This is a genomic window from Amycolatopsis sp. 195334CR, assembly GCF_017309385.1.
Classification (GTDB): Bacteria; Actinomycetota; Actinomycetes; order Mycobacteriales; family Pseudonocardiaceae; genus Amycolatopsis.
The window spans coordinates 2290881-2312908 of the sequence record NZ_JAFJMJ010000001.1 but is presented as its reverse complement, the minus strand read 5'-3'; the positions used below and the strand labels follow the sequence as shown (position 1 = coordinate 2312908).

Here is a 22028-nt window from a genome sequence, read left to right as displayed (position 1 = left end):
GTCAGCGCGGGTCCGGCAATTTCGTCGAGAAAAGGGAAAGCAGCAGTGAAGTGACCGCCTGAATCGTCATGATCAGCACGAACGCATTCCGCATGCCGAGCACCGACGGTTCGGCGGCGACGGCGAACAACGTGCCGAAGGCGGCCACGCCGAGCGCCATCGAGGTCTGCTGCACCGTGGTCAGCGCCCCGCTGCCGACCCCGGCGCGATCGGCGGGCACCCGCGCCAGCACCACCCGGAACACCGTGGTCATGCCCGCGCCCTGACCGAGTCCGGTCAGCAGCAGGCCGGGGGCGAACGCGAGCACGTCCAGGTCGGGCCAGGCGGCCAGCGTGGTCGCCGCCAGCACCAGCACGCCCAGTGCCTGCAAGCCGGTGCCGTAGGTGATCACCCGAACCCCGAACCGGGCCACCAGCCTGCTGCTGACCAGCGAGGACACCAGGAAGCCGACGGCCAGCGGGCTCATCGCCAGCCCGGAGCCGAGCGGACCGAGCCCGAGCCCGTCCTGGGTGGCTACCGCGAAGGCGAACATGAACCCGGAGAACGCGGCGAAGAACGGGGACGCCAGCAGCAGGCCGCGGCCGAGGCCGGGGGAGCGCAGCACGGACGGCGGCAGCAGCGGCACCTTGCCCGCGCGCTCGCTCCGCCGCTGCGTCACGACGAACCCGGCCATGGCGAAGGGGCACACCGCGAGCAGCACCCAGATCCAGCCCGGCCAGCCGAGCGCGCGGCCTTCGAGCAGCGGGATCAGCAGCGCCAGCATGGCCAGGCCGAACAACGCGGTGCCCCGGCCGTCCACGCCGAGCGGGTGCGGCGACCGGCTCTCCGGGATCGTGCGCCGGGCGATCACCAGCCCGGCCAGCCCGATCGGCACGTTGACCAGGAAGATCGGCCGCCAGCCGGAACCGGCCAGGTCGGCGTGGATGAGCAGGCCGCCGAGCAGTTGCCCGGCCACCATCGAGATGCCACCCGCCGCGCCGTACAGGCCGAGTGCACGGGACCGGCGCTCGCCGGAGGTGCCCGCCTGGATGACCGAGAGCACCTGCGGCATCAGCATCGCGGCCGAAGCGCCCTGCGCGATCCTGGCCGCGACCAGTGCTTCGGCGGTCGGTGCGAGGCCGCACAGCAGCGAGGTGAGGGTGAACGCGGCGAGCCCGGCGAGGAACAGGCGCCGCCTGCCGAACGCGTCGCCGAGCCTGCCGCCGATCACCAGCAGCAGCGCGTACGCCGTGCCGTAGCCGGCGACCAGCAGTTCCAGCGTCGCGGTGGAGGCGCCGAGATCGGCGTCGATGGTGGGCAGCGCGACGTTGACGATGAAGAAGTCGAGCAGGGGCAGGGCCATGCCGAGCAGCACGGTGGTCAGCCCGGCGGTGGACAGCGGGCCGGCCGCGGGGATGGGCGGCCGCCGGATCGGGGTGGTGGTCACGGAACCCAGGTTCGGCGCGGGCTCAGCCGGGTACCAGACCGTGCTCATCCTGGTAGCGGGACTACCTGGTACCCGGCTCGCGGCGGTGTCATGGTGGACGGGTGACCACGATGATCGACGCGCCGCCGCGGCCGGGTGCCGCCCGCCGCCGCGCCCTCGCCGACTTCCTGCGCAGCAGGCGGGCGCGGATCGCGCCGGAGGAGGTCGGCCTGCCGCACGGCACCCGCCGCCGCACGCCGGGCCTGCGCCGCGAGGAGGTCGCGCAGCTCGCCGGGGTCGGCGTCACCTGGTACACCTGGCTCGAACAGGGCCGCGACATCCGCGCCTCCGAGCAGGTGCTGGACGCGATCGCCCGCACGCTCCGGCTGGACCGCAACGAAAGCGCCCACCTGTTCACCCTGGCCGACGTCGCGCGCACGACGACGCCGGACTGCCCGGTGATGTCGCCGGGGCTGGAGCGCATGCTGACCAAGCTGGAGCCGTTCCCGGCGATCGTGCAGAACACCCGCACCGACATCCTCGCCTTCAACCGCGGGTACGACTGGCTGATGGACGTCGCGGACGTGCCGGTCGACGAGCGGAACTCGATCCTGCTGGCGTTCACCCGGCCGGACTGGCGCGCCCGGATCGTCGGCTGGTCCGACAACATGCCCGCGTCGGTGGCCCAGTTCCGCGCCGCGATGGCCAGTCACCTCACCGAACCGAGCTGGAAGTGCCTGGTCAAGCGGCTGCGCGCGGAGTCGCCGGAGTTCGAGGTGATGTGGAACCGGCACGAGGTCGCGGCGCCGAAGAACTTCACCAAGCGCTACCGGCACCCGGAGGCGGGCCTGCTCGCCTTCGACGCCACCTACCTGTGGCTGGGCTGCCGGTCGGAACTGCGACTGGTCACGTTCACCCCGGCGGACGACGAAACCGCCGCGAAGCTCCCGGCGTTCACGTAACGCACACGTCGTAATCCAACAGCCGCTTTTGAACGGACGTGCTGGTCCATCCGGTGCCGTAGCTTTTCAAAGGTGGTGACGGGGAGTCGAAGGCGGGTACCGGGCTGGGCCGATCTGGTCCTGACCGGGCTGCTGCTGATCTTTGTGCTGGGCGTCACCAGCGCCGCGTCGCGCTGGCAGAACCAATGGGACCCGGTCGCCGAACCGTTCCGCCCGCTCGACCCGCTGGGCTACGCCTGGCTGGCGGCCGCGGTGCTGCCGCTGGTGGTCGCGCGCCGGTTCCCGATCGTGGTCTTCGCGCTCAGTTCCGTGCTGGCGATGACCTACTACTGGTCGGACTACCCCGGCGGGCCGGTGAGCGTGGCCTCGGCGTTCTCGCTGCTCGTGCTGACGATCGTCCGCGGTGCGCTGGCCGGCGCGATCGCCGGCGGCTCGCTGCTGGTGGTGATGTACGCGGCGTACGTGGTGTCCAGCGGCAACGCGGTGCCCTCGCCCGCGTCCGGGGCGCTGGCCGCGGCCGCGCTGGCGATGGTCGGCATCGGCGCCGCGGTCCGGGCGCGCCGGGAGGCCACCCGCGCCGCGCGGGACCAGGCCCGCGAGCACGAGCAGCGGCTGGCCGAGCAGGAACGGCTGCGGGTGGCGCGCGAGGTGCACGACGTGGTCGCGCACAGCCTGGCCATGATCAACGTGCAGGCCGGGGTCGCCGTGCACGTCGCCGACCGGCGGCCGGAGCAGGCGAAGGAAGCACTGCTCAACATCAAGGAGGCCAGTGCCTCGGCGCTGGTCGACCTGCGGGCCACGCTGGCCGTGCTGCGGTCGGGGCAGGACCGCGGGCCGGTCGCCGGGCTGGCGCAGATGGACGAACTCCTGGAGCACGCGCGGACCGCCGGGCTCGCCGTGCGGGTGCACGGCCAGCCGGGCGAGCTGCCCGCGCCGATCGACGGCGCCGCGTACCGCGTCCTGCAGGAGTCGCTGACCAACGTGGTCCGGCACGCCAACCAGCCGTCCACTGTGGACGTTCACTTCGGCCGCTCCGGCGGGCGGCTGGAGCTGCGGGTGCGCGACAACGGCATGGGCGCGACCCCGCCCAGGATCGGCAACGGGCTGCGCGGGATGCGCGAGCGGGCCGACGCGCTCGGCGGCAGCGTGGACGCGGGTCCGGTGGACGGCGGGTTCGAGGTCCGGCTGCGCTTGCCGGTGGACGGGAGGGACGGCGAATGACCATCCGGGTGGTGCTGGCCGACGACCAGGCGCTGGTGCGGGCCGGGTTCCGCGTGCTGCTGGAGACCGAGGACGGGTTCGAGGTCTGCGGGGAGGCGGGGAACGGGGCCGAGGCGGTCGAGCTGGCGGTCCGGGAGCGGCCGGACATCGTGGTGATGGACATCCGCATGCCCGGCACGGACGGGCTGGAGGCCACCCGGCGGATCACCGTGAACCCCGAGCTGGACGGGGTCAAGGTGCTCGTGCTGACCACCTTCGACGTGGACGAGTACGTCTACGAGGCGCTGCGGTCCGGGGCCAGCGGGTTCCTGCTCAAGGACACCGAGCCGGTGGAACTGCTGCGGGCCCTGCGGGTGATCGCGTCGGGGGAGGCGCTGCTGGCGCCGACGGTGACCCGGCGGCTGATCGCCGAGTTCGTCGGGCGGCCTGAGCACCGCCGGGTGGACACCGGCGCGATCCGCGAGATCACCGACCGGGAGCGCGAGGTGCTGGCGCTGGTCGCGGGCGGGCTGTCCAACGACGAGATCGCCGAGCACCTGGTGATCTCCACCGCCACCGCGCGCACGCACGTCAGCCGGATCATGACCAAGATCGCCGCGCGCGACCGGGCGCAGCTGGTGGTGCTGGCCTACGAGTCGGGCTTGGTGAAGCCGCGCGGGGCGTGACGGGTAGCGTTCGGTGACCCCCACCGCCGCGTCACCTGATCTCGTTCTCGATCATCGCCGGCGTCGATCCGAGCGTCAGCCTGTTCGCCTCGTTCACCATGGCCGTGGTGATCGCGATCGCCGGCGGCCGCCCGGCGATGATCTCCGCCGCGACCGGGGCGGTGGCACTGGTGATCGCGCCGATCTCGCGGGAGCACGGCTTCGAGTGCGCTTCGTGCCGCGCAGCGTGATGGTCGGCTTCGTCAACTCGCTGGCGGTCCTGATCTTCCTGGCCCAGCTGCCCGAACTGGCCGACCCAAGCTCACCAAGGCGGTGCCCGCGCCGCTGGTCTCGATCGTCGCGCTGACCGCGTTGACCATCGGCGCGGGCATCGCCGTGCCGACCGTCGGCGACCGGGGCGAACTGCCGTCATCACTGCCGGTGCCCGGGGTGCCGGAGGTGCCGTTCACCTGGGGCACGCTCGGGCTGATCGCGCCGTACGCGTTCGCGCTGGCGCTGGTCGGGCTGATGGAGTCGCTGATGACCGCGAAGCTGGTCGACGAGCTGACCGACACGCGGTCCGGCAAGACCCGCGAGGCCGTCGGGCAGGGCATCGCGAACGTGGTCACCGGTTTCTTCGGCGGCATGGGCGGTTGCGCGATGATCGGCCAGACCATGATCAACGTGAAGAACGGTGCGCGGACGCGGTTGTCCACCTTTCTCGCCGGGGCCTTCCTGATGGTGCTGTGCATCGTGTTCGGGCCGCTGGTTTCGGACATCCCGATGGCCGCGCTGGTGGCGGTGATGGTGCTGGTGTCGGTGGGCACCTTCGACTGGCACAGCATCGCGCCGGGCACGCTGCGGCGGATGCCGCTCGGCGAGACCTCGGTGATGGTGGCGACCGTCGCCGTGGTGGTCGGCTCGATCCTGGCGATGGTGATCTTCGCGCGCCGGGTGGCGCGGCTGGTCGAGGTCACCGCGGTCACCGATCCGGACGGCGGGGAGGTGGTCTACGCGGTGACCGGCGAGCTGTTCTTCGCCTCCAGCAACGAGCTGGTGCAGCGGTTCGACTACGCCGGCGACCCGGACCGGGTGGTGATCGACCTGTCCGGCGCGCACATCTGGGACGCCTCCTCGGTCGCGGCGCTCGACGCGGTCACGAGGAAGTACGCGAGCCGGGGCAAAACGGTCACCATCCTGGGCCTGAACGAGCCGAGCGGCGTCCTGCACAAGCGCCTGAGCGGCGAATTTTCCGCATCCGGCTGAATCTCACCCAAAGTCACAAAGCTCACGTTGAAAACGCTGCGGTTACGCCAATGGAGCGATATGGTCACTTCGGACAGTAGTTCGATCATGAGGGGACCGGATCCATGGCCGCATGGCCGACGCTCGACAGTGACCAGCAGGGCGAGAAGATCGAGGAGCTGACGAGCACCGTGCTCGCCGCGCTCCCCGCCGACTGGCAGCGGCTGGAGATCGAATACCGCCAGGTCGGCACGCACATCGATGTCCGGACCGGGCTGACCGGGGGGAACGGCGAGACCGAGGTGTGGGAGCCGCCGGTCGAGGCGTGGCACCGCTTCCAGGACCTGCGGGGTGGGATGTACCGCGAGGGTGAGGGCACCTGGTTCGCCGCGCGCTACGTGCTGGACGGGCCGGAGCACTTCACCATGCAGTACAACGATGGCGTCGAGCCCGCCTTCCGCGAGCCGCTCGGCTCCCAGGACGTCGAGGTCGAGCAACACCGCTTCCCGCGCGACGAGGCCCACATGCCCGACTGGTACCGGGACGCACTGACCGCCACCGCCGCCGCCTGACCGCACCGCCACGCCACGCCCCGACCGGCACCGGCCGAGACCTGGCCTGCGCCGCCCGACCGACACCGGCTGCGGCCCGACCGGCACCGCGGCCCGCGGGCGCCTGACCAGCCGCGACCCGGCTTCAGTCTCGTCGGAGTTGCATTGCCAGGCGCACCAGGAACACCACCCCGAGCACGGCGACGACGGTGATCTCCACCCACATGGCCGCCTCCCTTCTCCCTCGGATGCTCCTTCAGAGAGGCGCACGGGAGTGGGATGCGTTCCGCGCGTCGGCCGACCTCACCCGATCGGCCGACCCGGCGGCCTAACCAGCCTGAACAGCCGCCCACACGCGGTGCGGGTCGAGGTCGACCGGGCGCGGGGCGGGATCCGGGCGCATCCGGCGCAGCAGGACCTGCTGCACCAGCGTGCTCCGGTGCCCCCCGTCGACCACGCCGCGCCAGAACACGTGGTCCTCCAGCTCGTCGAACAGCGGGTCCTCGGTCCACCCGCCGAGGGTGTCCACCACCGAGCGGTGCACCAGGTACCCGCACCCCAGGTACGGCAGCCGCCGGAGGCGGCGGGCCTCGGCGGGCAGCGCGGCAACCAGGCCCTCGACCGGATCGCCGATCAGGCAGTGCGCCACGTCCGTCCCCGCTTCGAGTAGCCGTTCCAGCAGCACCGGCGAAGCACGCAGACCGGCGTCCACCACCAGCAGCCAAGGCGCGTCCGACCGCTCCAGCAGCGCGTTCCGCGTGTACCCGCGCCCGAGCGCGAACTCCTGCTCCAGCACGTCGAACGGCCGCGCCGCCGAACTGGTCAGCGCACCGTCCTCGCCGACCAGGACCCGGCGCGGCAGCACCGTGCCGTTGAGCAGGTCACCGGCCAGTTCCACCGGGTCCGGCTCACCGGGCCGCCGCACCAGCAGCACGTCGACCGGCGCCCGCGAGGCGTCCGCGAAGACCGGCGTGCCCGAGATCCACTGCCGCGTGGCGGCCCGGCGCGCGTACCGGATCCGGTCGACCGCCATCGCGCACGCCGAGGGGTCCGACTCCCCGGACGGCCCGTGCGGCCCCGGCGCGAACCGGACGTCCCACGCCGGGGTCTCCACCGACAGCGACTCCGCCGCCGAGCGCGACCCGACCGCGAGCCGGGTCAGCGGCGTCTCGACCAGTTCCGACGAGCCCGTGACCAGCCCGGCGGCCAGGTCCATCAACATCTGCGCGGACCCCGGCAGGTCCAGCTTGTTCCGCACGAAGTCGTATCCCGCGAGCCGCAGGTCCCGCTCGCGCGACGGCTGCGTGGCCAGCGCCGCCGCCGCGGCGCCCAGCGCCTCCGGCCGCGCGACCACCAGGTGCTCACCCGGCACCAGCGGGTCCAGGTCCGCCGACGGCTCGGTCAGCACCACGCACCCGTTGCACAGCGCTTCGAGCACCCGCACCCACTCCAGCGCGACCGTGGTGCCGCGGTGCAGGTTGATCAGCATCCGCGAGTTCGCCAGGTGCTCGTGCTTCGCCGAGCCCGGCAGGAAGTCGACCCGCGCCGGGCCCATCATCTCGTGCGGTGGCACCAGCAACCGCGAGCGCAGGCCCTCCAGGTCCCGCCAGTACGACGCGATCAGCCGCGACCGCCGCCGCTCCTCGGTGCCCAGGTAGGTGACGTCCACCTCGCGCGGGCTGTCCGGGTCACCGCCCCAGCGGTCCCACAGCGGGGTGTAGCCGAGCTGGAAGTGCTCGACGCGGTTGCCCTGCCGCCGCAGCTCCTCGGTGGAGTCGAGGTTGATGTCCACCCCGCACGCCAGCTTCGGCAGGTACTTCGCGGTCCGCTCGAACGACAGCGTGCCGGGGTGCTCCACGCAGAACCCGATCGTGCGGGCCAGCTGCTCCGGCGTCGGCTGGAGGTGTTCCGGGGTGAGGATGAAGTACTCGTGCGGCACGGTCACGTACACGGTGTCCGCGCGGGGTTCCGGGAACCGGCCCGCAGCGGTCCGCACGCGGCCACCGGCGCGCTGGACGGCGTCGGCGACCACGTCGAGCAGTTCGTCGATGAAGACCGAGCCGCCGATCCCCGACACGAAGCACAGGTCCACCATCAGCGCGCGGTCCGCTTCCGCACGGCTCGCAGCGGCGCGGTGACGCGCCAGCTGATCGTGGATCTGGTCGCTTCCAGCTCGTTCGACAACTCGGCGACCTCGGCGGCCAGCTGGGCGGCGCGCTCGTCGGACTCCGGGCCACCCGGCGCGCGGCGGACCGGCATCGGCTGCCCGGCCAGGCTCAGCTCGGCGTCGAGCAGGGTCAGGCGCAGCCGGTCGCGCTCACCGCGGGTAGCCGCCAGTTCCGCGCGCAGGGTGTCCCGCTCGGCCCTGGCGGCGATGGTCTCCTGGCGCTGGGCCTCGGCTTCCGCGGTCTGCTCGCGTGCCTCGGCCTCCGCCTCGTCGGCACGGCGGGTGAGCGAGGCGAGGTGCTCCTCGGACCGTTCGCCGTTCAGGGTCTCGGCCAGCTCGTCGCGCTCCGCGGTGACCTCGGCGAGCTTCGCCTCGGCCTCGGCCAGCTCGCCGCGCAGGCGGTCGCGTTCGGCGGTGTACACCTCGCGCTCGGCCCGCAGCCGGGTCAGCTCGGCGCGCACCGGTCCGGGCAACGTGCTGAATTCACGGTCAGTCATCATTGGTCCCCAAGCATTCCAGCACCTGCGAGTATTCGGCGGCATAACCCGCCGGATCGAGCCAGCCGGACAGTTCGGCGAAGGCCGCCGCGGCGATCTCCGCCCGCTCCCGCGCCGGGGTTTCCAGCGCCCGCAGCAGGGCGACGGCCAGCGCGTCCACGTCGTTCGGTTCGAACAGCCAGCCGGTGCGGCCGTCGGCGACGATCTCCCGCGCGCCGAACACGTCGCTGGCCACCACCGGCAGCCCGACGCACACCGCCTCCAGGATCGACCGCGGCAGCGACTCCAGATCGGAACTGTTCACGAAGAGGTCCGCCGCCTGGAACCACGGCACCGGGTCGCGCTGCACCTCGACCAGGTTCACCCAGTCACCGAGGCCCATCCGGCGCACCAGCTCCGCGGTGGCCAGCCCGTACTGCGAGTCGTGGTACCCGACCACGGTCAGCAGCACCTCGGGGTGCCGCCGCCGGACGCGGTCCATCGCCGCGATCAGCCCGGCCTGGCCCTTGCGCGGCTCCATGATCCCGACGTTCAGCACCACCAGCGCGTCCGGCGGCAGGCCGAGCCGCTCGCGTGCCTCGTGCCGCACCCGGCCGCTGGTCCGCCCGTCGAAGCGCACCATCGGCGAGCCGTAGCGAATGGTCCGGCCGCGGTGGGCCGGGCTGTACCGCTCGTACATCTCCCTGGTCGCGTCGGCGACGAAGGTGAGCTGGTCCGCCTCGGCGAACAACTGCTCCCAGCGCGCCCGCACGGTCGGGTTCATCCCCGCCCGCCAGGTCTCGTAGGCGAACGTGCCCAGCGGGAAGCTCTCGTGCACCGCCCAGGTCACCGGCAGCCCGGCGCGCTGGGCCGCGTCAACCCCGGGGAACGCGGTGATCGTGTTGACCAGCGCGACGCTCGCGCCGGAGGTCTTCGCGATGAGGGCCAGCTCGGCGACGTGGCCTTCGTACGCGGCGACGGTGTCCACCTGGTACGGCCGGGTCAGGTGCACGTCGATGCCGAGATCGGCGCAGTCCTGCCGCAGCGGCCCGTCCACCGGGGTGACCACGGTGACCCGCCAGCCGTGCTGCTTGACCAGCCCGTTCAGCAGTTCCTGCAACCACAGCTGACCGCCGCCGAGGTGCAGCCCGTGCGAGAAGACCAGCACGTGGCGCGGATCGGCCTCGGCGCGCACCTGGGTCAGCAGGCTGCCCGAGCGCGTGCGCAGCGCGGCCGCGAGCTGCTCGTCGTCGGTGTCACGCGCGGGATTGCGGACCGTGCAGTAGCGCGCGGGGGAGGTCCACTCACCGGCTTCGTGGTGGCGCAGCCGGACCCGCAGCGACACCCGGTGCTCGGCGCCGGGCGGCAGGTCCAGCGCCACGCGGGCCTCGAACCCGCAGGTGCCTGCCTCGCCGTAGTTCGGGAACCCGGCGGCCACGTCGGCACGCGGGATGCGGATGCGCGCGCTGACCGGTGCCGCGCCGTCGACCAGCACCTCGGCGAAGCTCGGCGCGAACCCGTCCAGCAGCGCCCAGCCGCTGACCGGCAGGACGTCGCCCGGCACCACGAACTCGGCGGGCGGGTGGTCGAGTTCGAAGTGGACTCTGGGACCGTCGCTCACAGGTCCGCCTTCAGCGTCGCGTTGGCGTCCTTGACCAGCACCATCACGTCCTGGTGGCGGTCCCACGCGGCCTCGTCGTACCCGGCGAGGCGCAGGTCGGGTGCCTCCAGCGCGCGCTGCACCGCCCAACCGGGCGAGCTGAGCGAGATGCCGTAACCGTCGTAGCCGACGTAGTCGTTGTAGCCGAACCCGCAGGCCTTGTACGCGGCGAGCACGCGATCGGTGGCACGCGCGTCCAGGCCGTAGTTGTGGCCGGCCTCGGCGCGCAGCGCCATCCGGCGGCCGTGCGTGGTGACCACCGCGACGCCGCCGGGGGCCAGCGCGCGCGAGAAGTAGCGCAGCAGCGGACCCCACTGCGGGGCGTCGAGATGGGTGAACACCGAACCGCACCAGATCAGGTCCACGTCGGTGACCTGCTCGATGTGGTCGGGGTCCGGGGCGCCGGTGATCGCTCGCGCGCCGAACGCCTCGGCGCAGCTGGCCAATGCGGTCGGATCCATGTCGCACGCGATCAGCTCGGTCGACGGGAAGGCGGCGCGCAGCGAGCGCAGCACCCGGCCGTAGCCGCAGCCGAAGTCCAGCAGCCGCTTGGGTTCCGGCCGCCCGGTGACCTGCAGCGCGGCGAGCACCGCGCGCAGCGCGTCCTTCGACACGCTGAAGTAGTGCTCGGTGCTGCCGGCGAACATGCTGTCGCCGTCGGCGATCGTGGTGTTCACGCCCGCCATCACGCGCGCGACGGTCTCGTCCAGCGTTTCGCTCATCCATCCACCCCTGGTAGTTCGTCCCGCACGGCCACGGCTTCGGCGAGCCGTCCGCGCCAAGCCGCCCGTATTGTGCTCTCCGTGTGTTCGGTCGGCGTGCCCCCGTGCACCCCGATCGCCTGGAACCGGGCCTCCCGGTCGACCGCTTCCTCGACGTAGTCCGGCGTCACGCCGAGCAGTGCGCCCAGCCACGCGGCCAGGTCGCGCACCGTGCTCGACGGGCCGGCGCCCGGCCACGCCAGCCCGGCGAGCCGTTCGGCGGTGAGCAGCAGGCCGCGCGCCACCACGGTGGCCGGGTCCGCCTCGGCGAACCGCCATTCCAGGTCGATCGGCCACAGCGCGCCGTCGCCGGTGACCACGATGTTGTGCGGCAGCAGGTCCCACAGCGCCGGGCCGAGCGCGGCCGCGTGCTCGTGGACCAGACCACGCCAGGCGGTCAGCAGTTCCTCGGCCAGCCAAGGCTGTTCGGCGAGCACGCCGACCATGGTCGGGCCGTCGTGGATCGGGTCGGTCCACGCCTGCACCGACACCGGGCCGTCGCCGGTTGGCGCGAGCAGCGGTTCGCGCCGGACCTCGTGCCGGGTCACCTCCGCGCCGGTGCACCACCGGGCCGCGCGATCGGTGTTGAAGTACTTCGCCAGCCTGCCTTCGGGCCACAGCGGGGAGGCGCCGGAAACCGTGGCCAGCACGAGGAAGGCGTTCGCGGCGTCCTCGGCCTGGCCGGCTTCGACCAGCTGCGCCCACACCTTCGCCTCGTCGACCGGGCGCGGGGCGTCGACGCCCTCGTCGGGACTGGGCAGGCGGGGTAGTTCGATCGCCAGCCGCGGGTGCGCGGCGAGCAGTTCGCGGTCGAAAACCACGCGGGTGAACCGGAAATCGGGGAAGCAGCCGAGTACGCGCGCGGTGCCGAAACCGGCTTCGCCCAGCAGCTTTCCCAGCGGGCGCCGGGCGATCAGCCGGGTGGGCCCGCCGAACGGGTGCCCCTCGACCGCGTCCCAGCGGCGGCCGGTGTGCCGATCCGGTGCGCCGGCGAGGTTTCGCACGCCGAACTGGTTCTCCACGGCCAGGCACAGCGTGCCGCCGGGAGCCAGCCGGTCGCGGGCAGCACGCAGGAAAGCCGTGCGCTCACCGAGTTCCAGCAACGTTTCCAGCACGCCGACCGCGACCACGACGTCGTAGTGGCCGTCGGGCATCGCGGACAGGACCCGCACCCCGGTCAACCCGGCGGTGCGGTCCTCGATGATCTTCGCCAGTGCGGCGTCCGGCTCGACGGCGTCCACTTCGGACACCGACTCGGCCAGGTAGCGGGTCAGCGAACCACTGCCCGCGCCCAGGTGCAGCACCTTGGCGCGGGCAGGCAGGTCCAGTGCGCGCACCAGGTTCGCGCGGCCGCGGTCCAGGTGCACGCGTTCCGCCGGCGCTTCGGCGGCGAAGTGCAGCTCGTCGCTCAGCGCCGACCGGTCCCCGGCGCCGGCCACGATCGCGCCGGCCAGCGCCGTGGTGAGCCGGGCAACCACTTAGCCGGACACCGGGAAGTTGCCGAGGGTGGCGATGACCTGGCGCTGCCAGCTCCCGCTCATCGCGGCCTCCGCGTCGTTGGCCGGCGAGGGCAGCGGGTCCAGCGAGACGTGCACCTGGATCACCACGTCGTCGGAAACCCAGACGCCGTAGTAGGCGGCCTTCTTCTCGTTGACGTCCTTGTAGAACTGGACGTCCGACGGGATGTTCTCCAGCGGGTCCTTCACCGAGATGTAGCTGAGGTCGTCCATCCGGCCGGTGATCGCGGCGAGCGAGGCCTGCGCCTTCTCCGCGTCCGGCAGCCGGACCGCGGTGATGGAGAACTTGTCCGGGTAGGGGCTGCTCGCGTCCGAACCCTTGACCGAACCGCGCCAGGCGGCCTCGGTGGCGCCGTTGCTGTTCAGCGCGGACACCATCTCACCGTCCATGATGGACTTCTCGCCGAGCTGGGCCAGTTCGAGCTTGCCGCTGCCGCTGTCCGCGGTGCCCGGGGGCAGCGGGATGCGCTCGATCAGCGGCGCGTTCTTGTCCACCGGCTTCGGCGAGCTCTTGGTCGGCGGGGCCGGGCTCGGCGGGCCGGGCGGCGGCGCGGTGGACTGCGCCACCGGCGGGGTCACCGGCTCCTCGTCGCCGGAGAACAGCAGGATGCCGCCGGTCACCAGGCCACCGACCACCAGCAGGGCGACCAGCGCGAGCAGGGCGACCTTGCCGCCCTTGCCCTTCCCGCTGGACTCCTCGAACAGTTCCGGGCCCTGGCGGGTCCACTCCGAACTCGACGCCGGCGAGAGCGGCGGGAATTCCGAGCCGCCCCAAGGCGGGCTGAGGTCGCCGTCGGGCTGGTTCCAGCCCGGCTGCGGTTGCTGCTGCTGCGGGTGCTGCTGGGCGAAGCCGCCCGAATGCGGTCCCGGCTGCTGGTACCCGGGCTGCGCGAACCCACCGGCGGGCGAGTTCGGCTGCGGCTGCTGCGGTTGCTGGTAGCCCGGCTGCTGGTAGTTCGGTTGCGGCGGGGCCTGGGTCTGCCAGCGCGGCACGGCCTGCGTGCGGTCGGCGCCCGGATCGGCGCTCGGCACGATCTGGGTGGCCTCGGCCGCGTTCGGCTGGCCCGTGCCCATGGGCGTGCCGTGCGGCGGGCTCACCGGTGCCACCACCTGCGTGGCGTCCGCGCCGCCCGGCTGGGGCTGCTGCGGTTGCTGGGGCGGTTGCTGCTGCTGCGGCTGGAACATCGGCTGCTGCTGCGGCGCCTGCGGCTGCGCGAACCCACCGGAGGCCGGGTTCTCACCCGGCGAGACCGCCGAGGAGAGCACCTGATCCCGGCGTACCCGGTAGTCATCGGCGGAAAGCCGGCCCGAGGCGAGTTCCTCGTCCAGCTTGCGGAGCTCCTCCTGCCAGGACACCCTCTGGCCCCTCTCTTCCGGCGGTCCGGATCTTGGTAACGGCCGCCTGCGACTACTGGTGCGGTGACCTGCGCCATTGTGCACGCCCGGGTGACCGGCCCTCGGATCGGGCCGGACTTCCTTCGGGTGACAACCAGCGCGTAATGCCGAGCGTTCGGCAAGTGATAAGCGAGTGTATTCGGGCCGGAAGGGGGAGGACCGCGACTTGACCGTTTTCGGTGGGTGGAGTTGCTGGGCCGCGGTCGGAGGCGGCACCCTCCTGGTCGCCGCGCACGGTCTGCTCTACGGCGACTGGCTCATCGACGACGCGGCGATCACCTTCGCCTACGCCAGGAACATCGCCGACGGGGCGGGCCCGGTGCTGCAGCCCGGCGGGGACGCCGTCGAAGGCTTCTCCAATCCGGCCTGGCTGCTCCTGCACGTTCTCGGCAAACTGCTCGGCCTCTTCGACACCGGCGTCTGGTTCGGCATCCCGGACTACGTGCTCTACCCGAAACTGCTCGGGTTGCTCGCCACCGCGGGTGTGCTTGCCGCGCTGCACCACGCGGCGAAGGGGTTCACCAAGCGGCCCGCACTGCTCACCTTCGGCGCCGGCGCGGTGCTCGCGCTCATCCCGTCCTATGTGATGTGGGTGGTGTCCGGACTGGAGAACTCGCTCTACGCACTGGCGGTCAGCTGGCTGGCGGCGATCATCCTGCGCGCGTTGCCGGGCAACGACCTCTCCCGCACCTCGGTCGTGGTGGGGGCCGGGCTGCTCGCCGCGCTCGCCGCGCTGACCCGGCCGGACGGCGCGCTGTACGTCATCGCGTACCCGCTGGCGCTGCAGTTGTTCGCGCGCCGGTACCGGCTGCCGAACGCGCTGGGCGCGGGGGCGGTCTCGGTGCTGGTGTTCGCCGTGCCGTACGGCGGTTACCTGCTCTGGCGGTACCTGACGTTCGACCGGCTGGTGCCGAACACCGCGGTCGCGAAGGGGCAGGACTTCCCGGGACTGGACACCTTCGCGCTCGCCGGCGACCTGCTGGCGTATGCCGGGGCGTGGCTTTCGCTGGTGCTGGCGGCCGGGATCGGCGTGCTGCTGGCCAAGGGGTCCGGGCGGCGGGACGCGCTGAGCGTGCTGCTGTTGTTCCTCGGGCTGGCGGCGGTGGTGTTCTGCGTGCTCGGCCCGGAACCCGGCGGGGAACTCCGGTTCGCCACGCCGTTCTGGCCGATCGCCGCGCTGCTCCTGGTCTTCGTCCTCGCCGAGGCGGTGGCGTTCGTGCGCGGGTTGCGGCGGCTGGCGGTGATCGGGGTGGTGGTGCTGGCCGCGTTGCCCACGGTCGCCGCCTTCGCCGAGTCGACCGAGAAGCACGTCGAGGCACCGATCGTGCCGGTGTGCCTGGTCGCCGACCGCTACGGCCGCGTGTTCAACGGGTACGCCGACGTGCTCGGGGTCCCGCCCGGGTCTGGCACGCTGCTCGTGCCCGACGTCGGCGGAACGGCGCTGACCAGCAGGCTGCGCGTGGTCGACCTGGTCGGCCTGACCCACGCGCGCATCGCCGACCTCGCCGGGTCCGGGCGGCACGACCGGCTGCGGGACTACGTGTTCGACGAGGTGAAGCCGACCTTCGTGCACTCGCACGAACCGTGGTCGCAGATCAGCGGCATCACCGAGGACGCCCGCCTCGACCGCGACTACTACCCGCTCTTCGAGGGCGGCCCCAAGGGCGACTGGGTGCGCAAGGACGCCGTGCCGTCGATGGCGAAGCTCCAGGAAGTCCGCGACTACGCCGCCGTGGTCACCAACCGGGTCAACCACGACCGCCGGGCCGACCCGCGCGGTTCGTGCGGGGACCGGCTGCGGCCGGGGCAGACCCCCTGATCAGCTCGGCGGCAGCGCGGTCTCGACCTTGGCCAGCGTGCCCTTGAGCCGCTCGCCCAGCGCGAACTGCTGCTTGTCGAAGCCCTGCGAGACCCAGACCGCGACGGCCAGGTTCTCCGAGGTGTACCAGGTCGCGTTCATCCGGCCGACCGTGTTGGAGCCGGCCAGCGCGCTCTTCCCCGGCGGCAGGCCGAGGTTGAGCTGGGTGAACCCGGTTTCCGACGCGGCCTTGCGCAACTGGTCGGCGATGTTCTTGGCGCCCTCCGGCGAACCGGCGGGCACCACCATCACCAGGTAGCCGTCGGTGCCGTCGGAGCTGGAGCGGTAGACCACCTCGCTGGCGCCGTTCTGCTTGAACATGTTCGCCGTTTCCGGCGCGTACAGCTTCAGCTCGGTGCCCTTGTCGATCGCCATCGTCGAGTTGTTCGCGTTCTGCGTGCCCGGCAGTTCGGGCAGGCGCTGCTCCAGCGGCAGGTCCGCGGGCGGCGGGGGCAGTTCGCTCGACTGCGCGGGGGCCGACGGCGGCGGCGGGGCCGCGGCGTTGCTCGCGGGCTCGTCCTTCGACAGCAACCACACGCCACCGGCCAGCAGACCACCGGCGAGCAGCACGCCCACCGCGAGGAACAGCCAGGTCGGGCCGCTGCGGCGCGGGGCGTGGTCGTCCTGGTCGTACTCGTAGGACGGCGGCGGCGTGGTCCAGCTGCGCTGCGCCTCGGTGGCGTAGGGCCGGGTCGGCTGGTGGGCCGCGACCGGGGAGAGCACGCTGCGCCCGCGGGCCAGGCCACGCGGTGGCACGGCCATCGCCTCGGTGGCCCGCTGGTCGGCCGGGCTCGGCGCGGTGGTCGGCCGGTCGCCGGCCAGCAGCGCCGCCGCGTTCGGCGGCTGCTTCGGTTCCTGGTTGCCCAGCGGCAGGGTCGGCCTGCTCTCCACCACCTTCGGCGCGGGCCGCCCACCGGCCACCGCGTGCGGCGGCGGTTTGGCCTGGCCGGCCGGCATCGGCTGACCGGCCACCGGGATCCGGGGCAGCACGGTGGTCTCCTGCATCGCCGGATCGGTCGACTCGCGCCGCGGCGCGGCCACCGGGGACGTCGAGCCCCCGCCCGAAGCCGCGGCCAGCAGCTCGTCGCGCATCTTGCGGTGCTGGGCCGGTGTCAGGCTGCCGTCGGCCAGCTTGGCGTCGAGCAGCCGCAGCTCTTCCTGCCAGCCCATCGCATGCTCCATGGTCGGTCTGTTCAGCGGGACCAGTGTGCCCTATCGGCAGGTTACCGGTCGCTGGATCGGGTGATTTCTCGCTTGCGCTCGGCCCGCCGGGCCTCCCAGCGGCGGAAACCCCGCGCCAGGGGGCGCTCGACGAACCGGTGCAGCAGTTCCGTTGTGATGGCGAGCACAGTAAGGCCGATGCCGAGCGCGGGCCAGAAGCCCAGCGGATCGGCGAGCAGGTTCAGCGTGCCCAGCACCACCGCGAAGTGCAGCAGGTAGACCGCGTAGGTGCGGTCGGCCAGCACCTTGATCACCCGCGAGCGCGCGATCCGGCCGTTCGCCCTGGTGCACAACAGCAGGAGGAGCAGGATCAGCACCAGCGTGCGGACGTAGGCCGGGCCGTCCGGGGTGCCGCTCCAGGTGGCCGCCGCGCGGGCGGCCAGCCACAGGTGCACCAGGCCGAGCGCGATCGCGGGCAGCGGGGCGAGCCGCTTGCCGCGCACCAGCATCACCAGCTGCCCGAGGAACAGCACCGGCAGGAACGAGGCAATGATGCGCAGGCTCGCCGGACCGCCCTCGGTGGGGTTGTTGGTGAACGAGATCAGCACCGAAACCAGTGCCGCCGCGATCGCGGGCGGCAGCCACGGCCACCGCTTCAGCAGCGGGATGGTCGCCGCCGCGAGCAGGTAGAAGACCACCTGCACGGTCAGCGTCCAGGTGACCGCGAGCAGCGTGGACGCGTCCGCGAAGCTGTAGTTGAGCAGGCCGAGGTTGAGCAGCAGGTCGCCGAAGTCCGGCGGGTGGTTCACGCCGAGCGCGCCGGTCAGCGCCAGCACCCAGGCCAGCAGGATCGCCACCCACAGCGCGGGGAACAGCCGGACCGCCCGCCGCGCGAGGAACTGCCCCGGCGTCTCGCGGGTGCTGACGTGCGTCACCACCACACCGCTGATCACCAGGAACGTGCCGACGCCGACGAAGCCGAGCAGTTCGTTGAGGTGCAGCGAGTCGACCACGCCGCCCTCGATCAGGTCCGCGATCCAGAAATCGCCGGCCCCGCGCATCTTCGCCCAGCCCGCGACGTGGTTGTAGAGCACCGCGACCGAGCAGATCACGCGCAGCACGTCGAGCCCGTGCATGTAGTGCGAGCCGCGGGCGGGCGCCTCGGCCGGCGCCGGTCGTTCGGCGGTCTGGGTCACACCGCCTCCTTGGTGCGCTGGACGAGCAGCCGGGCACCGCGGTGGCCGCACTCGGCGAGCAGTCCGACGCCGGCGACGGCCAGCAGGATCCCGGCCGGGTGGGGGAGCAGTTCGGCCAGCGGGTGGCCGACGGCGGCGTAGAGCGGGATGAGCCACCACACCCGGTCGGCGAGCCAGCCGACCACCGGGTTCGCCGCGATCCGGTCCGCGGTGGGCCCGGCCAGCAGGAAGGCGACCGCGCCGAGCAGCACGGCGTAGGTCGCGGCCAGCGGGTACCACCAGCCGTCCAGCTCGGGCACCACCCGGTCGGCGATCGAAACCACCGCCAGCGCGGCGGCGATCAGCAGGCCGCAGGCCCACGCGGGCAGCAGCCCGGCGCGATTGGTGTGCAGCAGCTGGCCGACCACGAACAACGGGAAGAAGGCGGCCGCGGCGGGCAGGTCGGGCACGAAGTCGGTGAGCGCCACGGCGTTCAGCGCGAGCACGAGTTGCGCCAGCTGGCCGGTCCAGCGGAACCGGGCCGGCAGCAGCGCGGTCCCCCTGGCCAGCAGGAAGCCCACGAGCGCGAGCACCGCCACCCAGCCCAGCGGCACCAGCCCGGCGGTCGGCGGCAGCAGGTGGGCGACGACCACGAGCGCGGCCAGCGGGTACAGCTCACCGGGCGCGCGCCCGGCCGCCGCCGCGTACCCGGCGGCGACCAGCAGGAGCATCAGCCCGAGCGGCCCGAAGTCCTCACCGAGCCCGAGCGGGCGGGCGATCCACTCCCTGGTCACGTCGAGGAGGCCGAAGCGCTGGTCGTGGAGGTCAGCCCACTGGCCGAAGAGGTAGCCGTACGCGGTGAGCACGGCCGCGCTCGCGGACAGCAGGATCACCGGGGTCCTCATCGCGGCTCCCCGGCGGGGAAGGCCTCGGTCTGTTCACCGAGCAGCGCGCCGAAGGCCTGGTCGATCTTCTCGCCGACCAGTCCGCCCTCACCGCTGGCGTCGATGCGCAGCACGTCCCGGCCGCGGACGTAGTGCGCGTGGTACGAGACGGTCGGGGCGTCGGGTGCTTCGGTGAACCGGCGGACGGTCACCCCGGCCGGCGCCGGTTCGACGCGCTGGTGCCCACCCGCGGCGTAGATGCCGTCGAGCGCCTCCTTGGTCACCTCCGGCTCGGCGTCGTCGCGCGCGGTGAACCGGCTGAGCAGGAGGTTCACCCCGTTCTCGCGGGTCATCCGCAGGTGCGCCACGGCCACCCCGGTGGCCACCAGCTCGTCGAGTTCCTCCTGGCTGAACAGCTGGTAGGAGACCAGCGAGGAGAGCCGGCTCGCGCGGTCGATCAACAGGTCGCCGGGCGGGGTGACCAGCGGCAGCGGCGGCGGGCCGGGGCGGCGGGGTTCGGGGTCGGCCAGTTCGGTCGGCTGGACCTCGCGGTCGGGGTTCGCGCCGCTGCCCCACGCCAGCCACGCGGCCGTCGGCGGGATCGCGAGAACGACGAGGAGCGCGGCCGTGACGACCACGCTGCGTTTGCCTCCCCGGTTACCCATGGTGGCTCTCATGGTGCGTGATCAGCTCCGGGAGTGGCTCGACCGGGGTGCGTACAGTGGTCCCATGTCGCTTCCCGGCCGCACCGAACCCCTGGTCACCCCCGAATTCCACGCGGTGTTCACCGACCGCCGGACCCAGCCGCCGTTCCCGTCGGGCCTGCGCACGGCGGTGTTCGGCCTCGGCTGTTTCTGGGGCGCCGAGCGCCTGTTTTGGCAGACGCCGGGCGTGTACTCGACCGCGGTCGGCTACGCCGGCGGCGAGACCCCGAACCCGACGTACGAAGAGGTGTGCAGCGGCCTGACCGGGCACACCGAGGTGGTGCTGGTGGTGTTCGACCCGGCCGAGGTCTCGTACGCGCAGCTGCTGAAGGTGTTCTGGGAGGGCCACGACCCGACGCAGGGCATGCGCCAGGGCAACGACGTCGGCACGCAGTACCGCTCGGCGGCGTACTACGCCGACGACGCGCAGCGCGCGGAGATCGAAGCTTCGCGCGCGACGTTCCAGCCCGCCCTGACCGCGGCCGGCCACGGCGCGATCACCACCGAAGTCGCGCCGCTGGGCGAGTTCTACTACGCCGAGGACTACCACCAGCAATACCTGCACAAGGTCCCGAACGGCTACTGCGGCCTTGGCGGCACGGGCGTTTCCTGCCCGGTCGGCCTCGGCGCCCAGAGCTGACCGTTCACTCCCGCCGGAGCAGGTCGTAGGCGGCGGCGCCGATGAGTTCGAGCGACACCTGCAGCCGCTCCAGGCTGACGTTGTCGGCGATGGTGTCCTCCGGGGTGTGGTAGGTCGGCTCCAGCGCGGCCGGGCCGGATTCCCCGCGCCAGCTGAAGTTGCCCGAGGCGATGCCCCGCTCGAAGAACGGCACGTGGTCGCTGGAGCCGCGGGCCACCGGGCCCTGCACGCGCGGGTCGTAGCCGAGGCGTTCCGCGGCCGCGCCGACGGCCTGGGTCACCGCGTTGTCGGCCCCGTCGACCGAGAGCAGCCAGTACACCGTCGCCGGGTCGTAGCTGGTGGCGACCATGTCGTTCTGGAAGCAGCCGGCGATCCGCTTCGCCTCGGCGTCGGGCAGGTTGTTGACGTAGTACCGGCTGCCGATCAGCCCGTACTCCTCCGAACCCCACAGCGCGAAGCGCACCGCCTTGCGCGTGGGCAGGTAGCGCAGCACGCGGGCGAGTTCGAGGCACAGCACGGTGCCGCTGCCGTCGTCGTTCGCGCCGGGGGAGCCGGGCACGCTGTCGTAGTGCGCGGAGATCATGACCACGCCCTGGTCCGCGCTGGGCACCGTGGCCGGGCGCTCGGCGATCACGTTGTACGAGGTCAGGTTCGTGTAGTGGTCCGATGACAGCTCGAGCGAGGTGCTGCCGGACTTCAGCCTGGCGCGCAGCTTCTCCGCCTGCACCTGGGCCAGCCCGAGCACCGGGATGGTCACCGGGGTCGGGATGGTCGGGGAGAAGGCCGACAGCTTGCGGTCGGCGGTCGCGCTCAGCCGCCCGATCAGCACCGCGGCGGCCCCGCGCTCGGCGGCGAGCTGGTAGGCGGTGGCGTTGTTGGTGACGCCCGCGTAGAAGACGATCTTGCCGGTGACGTCGGCGGGGAAGCTGTCCGCCGCCCCGCTGCCGACGTCGACCACCTCACCGGAGAAGGTGGCGTTCTGCGCGCCCTGCGGGGACGAACCGGTCTGCCAGGTCTCGTCGCCGACCCGGATCCGGCCGAGGAACTTGTCCGCGACCGGGAACGGCTGCACGGTCACCTGGTACCGCAGTTTCCACAGCGTGCTGGCGATGTGGTCGCGGGCCTTCAGCTCGCCGGCGGTGCCCGCGATGCGCGGGCCGATCTGGTCGCTGAGCACCTTGAGGTGTTCGAGCGCGCGCTGCGCCCGGACCCTGGCCACCACCGGGTAGTCGCCGAAGGCCAGGTCCGGCTTGGCCGCGGCGCCCGGGCGCTGCCTGCCCGCCGCCGCGGCGGTCGCGGGGTTCAGCCCGATGGCCGCGGCACCGGCGAGCGCGACCGCGCCCGTCATCACGTCGCGACGTCGAATCCCAGCCATCAGCGGCCCCCAAACGGTCGGATGTTTCCCCAGCGTTGGCCGAACCTTATGAAACCGGGCGAAATCCGGACAACCGCCGAACGTCGGCATGCCCGGCGGCGCCCGGTTGCCCCGGGCGTGGGTGAGGCGTGTTCGAACGCGGTAAATCCCCAGATAGAGGGGCATTTTTCGAACATGTGTTCTATACTTGAGGCAGTCGCGCGGGAGAGCTGGAGGGCGCTGTGGCC

The 22028-nt window shown here is 72.5% G+C and carries 18 protein-coding genes and 1 pseudogene; 7 read left to right on the top strand and 12 right to left on the bottom strand.

The features are described from left to right. Position 1 precedes the first annotated feature (1 nt). Positions 2-1426, bottom strand: a complete 1425-nt coding sequence (locus JYK18_RS11315; RefSeq protein WP_307795862.1) for an MFS transporter — start codon at positions 1424-1426, stop codon at positions 2-4. 110 nt (positions 1427-1536) lie between these two features. Here JYK18_RS11315 and JYK18_RS11310 point away from each other — a divergent pair, with 110 nt between their 5' ends. The 5 genes and pseudogenes from JYK18_RS11310 to JYK18_RS11290 all read left to right on the top strand — a co-directional run bounded on the left by JYK18_RS11310 (position 1537) and on the right by JYK18_RS11290 (position 6049). Beyond that, a complete protein-coding gene (locus tag JYK18_RS11310) occupies positions 1537-2367 on the top strand; it encodes a helix-turn-helix transcriptional regulator (RefSeq protein WP_206804158.1) in 831 nt (276 codons plus the stop codon). 75 nt (positions 2368-2442) lie between these two features. Further along, entirely contained in the window at positions 2443-3588 is a 1146-nt protein-coding gene (locus JYK18_RS11305; RefSeq protein ID WP_206802050.1) for a sensor histidine kinase, read from the top strand. Then, a complete protein-coding gene (locus tag JYK18_RS11300) occupies positions 3585-4253 on the top strand; it encodes a response regulator transcription factor (RefSeq protein ID WP_206802049.1) in 669 nt (222 codons plus the stop codon). The genes JYK18_RS11305 and JYK18_RS11300 overlap by 4 nt, the downstream gene beginning before the upstream one ends. A gap of 35 nt (positions 4254-4288) precedes the next feature. Further along, positions 4289-5498: pseudogene (locus JYK18_RS11295) on the top strand (SulP family inorganic anion transporter). 104 nt (positions 5499-5602) lie between these two features. After that, the gene (locus tag JYK18_RS11290; protein WP_206802048.1) at positions 5603-6049 is read left to right on the top strand and encodes a hypothetical protein; all 447 of its coding nucleotides are present in this window, start codon (positions 5603-5605) and stop codon (positions 6047-6049) included. 307 nt (positions 6050-6356) lie between these two features. Here JYK18_RS11290 and JYK18_RS11285 read toward each other — a convergent pair whose 3' ends face one another. The 6 genes from JYK18_RS11285 to JYK18_RS11260 are packed head-to-tail and all read right to left on the bottom strand — an operon-like array spanning position 6357 to position 13965. Next, entirely contained in the window at positions 6357-8123 is a 1767-nt protein-coding gene (locus JYK18_RS11285) for a glycosyltransferase family A protein (RefSeq protein ID WP_206802047.1), read from the bottom strand. Then, complete coding sequence (locus JYK18_RS11280) at positions 8123-8692, bottom strand: hypothetical protein (RefSeq protein ID WP_206802046.1); 570 nt, start codon at positions 8690-8692, stop codon at positions 8123-8125. Before JYK18_RS11280 ends, JYK18_RS11285 begins: the two co-directional genes overlap by 1 nt. Further along, positions 8685-10292: a glycosyltransferase family 4 protein gene (locus tag JYK18_RS47975; RefSeq protein WP_307795861.1), complete on the bottom strand. Its 1608-nt coding sequence runs from the start codon at positions 10290-10292 to the stop codon at positions 8685-8687. Before JYK18_RS47975 ends, JYK18_RS11280 begins: the two co-directional genes overlap by 8 nt. Then, positions 10289-11053, bottom strand: a complete 765-nt coding sequence (locus JYK18_RS11270; RefSeq protein WP_206802044.1) for a trans-aconitate 2-methyltransferase — start codon at positions 11051-11053, stop codon at positions 10289-10291. The genes JYK18_RS47975 and JYK18_RS11270 overlap by 4 nt, the downstream gene beginning before the upstream one ends. Then, positions 11050-12570: a class I SAM-dependent methyltransferase gene (locus JYK18_RS11265; protein WP_206802043.1), complete on the bottom strand. Its 1521-nt coding sequence runs from the start codon at positions 12568-12570 to the stop codon at positions 11050-11052. Before JYK18_RS11265 ends, JYK18_RS11270 begins: the two co-directional genes overlap by 4 nt. Then, positions 12571-13965, bottom strand: coding sequence for a flagellar basal body-associated protein FliL (locus tag JYK18_RS11260; RefSeq protein ID WP_206802042.1), 1395 nt, complete (start codon positions 13963-13965; stop codon positions 12571-12573). It lies immediately after the preceding gene. 205 nt (positions 13966-14170) lie between these two features. Here JYK18_RS11260 and JYK18_RS11255 point away from each other — a divergent pair, with 205 nt between their 5' ends. Further along, positions 14171-15823, top strand: coding sequence for a hypothetical protein (locus JYK18_RS11255; protein ID WP_206802041.1), 1653 nt, complete (start codon positions 14171-14173; stop codon positions 15821-15823). On the opposite strand, the gene JYK18_RS11250 is transcribed toward JYK18_RS11255, so the two are convergent. The 4 genes from JYK18_RS11250 to JYK18_RS11235 are packed head-to-tail and all read right to left on the bottom strand — an operon-like array spanning position 15824 to position 19747. Beyond that, positions 15824-17032, bottom strand: a complete 1209-nt coding sequence (locus JYK18_RS11250) for a hypothetical protein (RefSeq protein WP_206802040.1) — start codon at positions 17030-17032, stop codon at positions 15824-15826. It abuts the gene before it with no gap. Positions 17033-17085: 53 nt separating this feature from the next. Beyond that, on the bottom strand, positions 17086-18219 hold the full coding sequence (locus tag JYK18_RS11245) for an acyltransferase (RefSeq protein WP_206802039.1): 1134 nt from the start codon (positions 18217-18219) through the stop codon (positions 17086-17088). Next, complete coding sequence (locus JYK18_RS11240) at positions 18216-19103, bottom strand: hypothetical protein (protein ID WP_206802038.1); 888 nt, start codon at positions 19101-19103, stop codon at positions 18216-18218. Before JYK18_RS11240 ends, JYK18_RS11245 begins: the two co-directional genes overlap by 4 nt. Beyond that, entirely contained in the window at positions 19100-19747 is a 648-nt protein-coding gene (locus JYK18_RS11235) for a hypothetical protein (RefSeq protein WP_206802037.1), read from the bottom strand. Before JYK18_RS11235 ends, JYK18_RS11240 begins: the two co-directional genes overlap by 4 nt. Positions 19748-19811: 64 nt before the next feature. Here JYK18_RS11235 and msrA point away from each other — a divergent pair, with 64 nt between their 5' ends. After that, positions 19812-20426 carry a peptide-methionine (S)-S-oxide reductase MsrA gene (gene msrA, locus JYK18_RS11230; RefSeq protein WP_206802036.1) on the top strand — a complete coding sequence of 205 codons (615 nt, stop codon included), beginning with the start codon at positions 19812-19814 and terminating at the stop codon, positions 20424-20426. A gap of 4 nt (positions 20427-20430) precedes the next feature. Here the strand turns inward: msrA and JYK18_RS11225 are convergent, their stop codons facing one another. Further along, entirely contained in the window at positions 20431-21801 is a 1371-nt protein-coding gene (locus JYK18_RS11225; protein WP_206802035.1) for a M28 family peptidase, read from the bottom strand. Positions 21802-22028 lie beyond the last annotated feature (227 nt).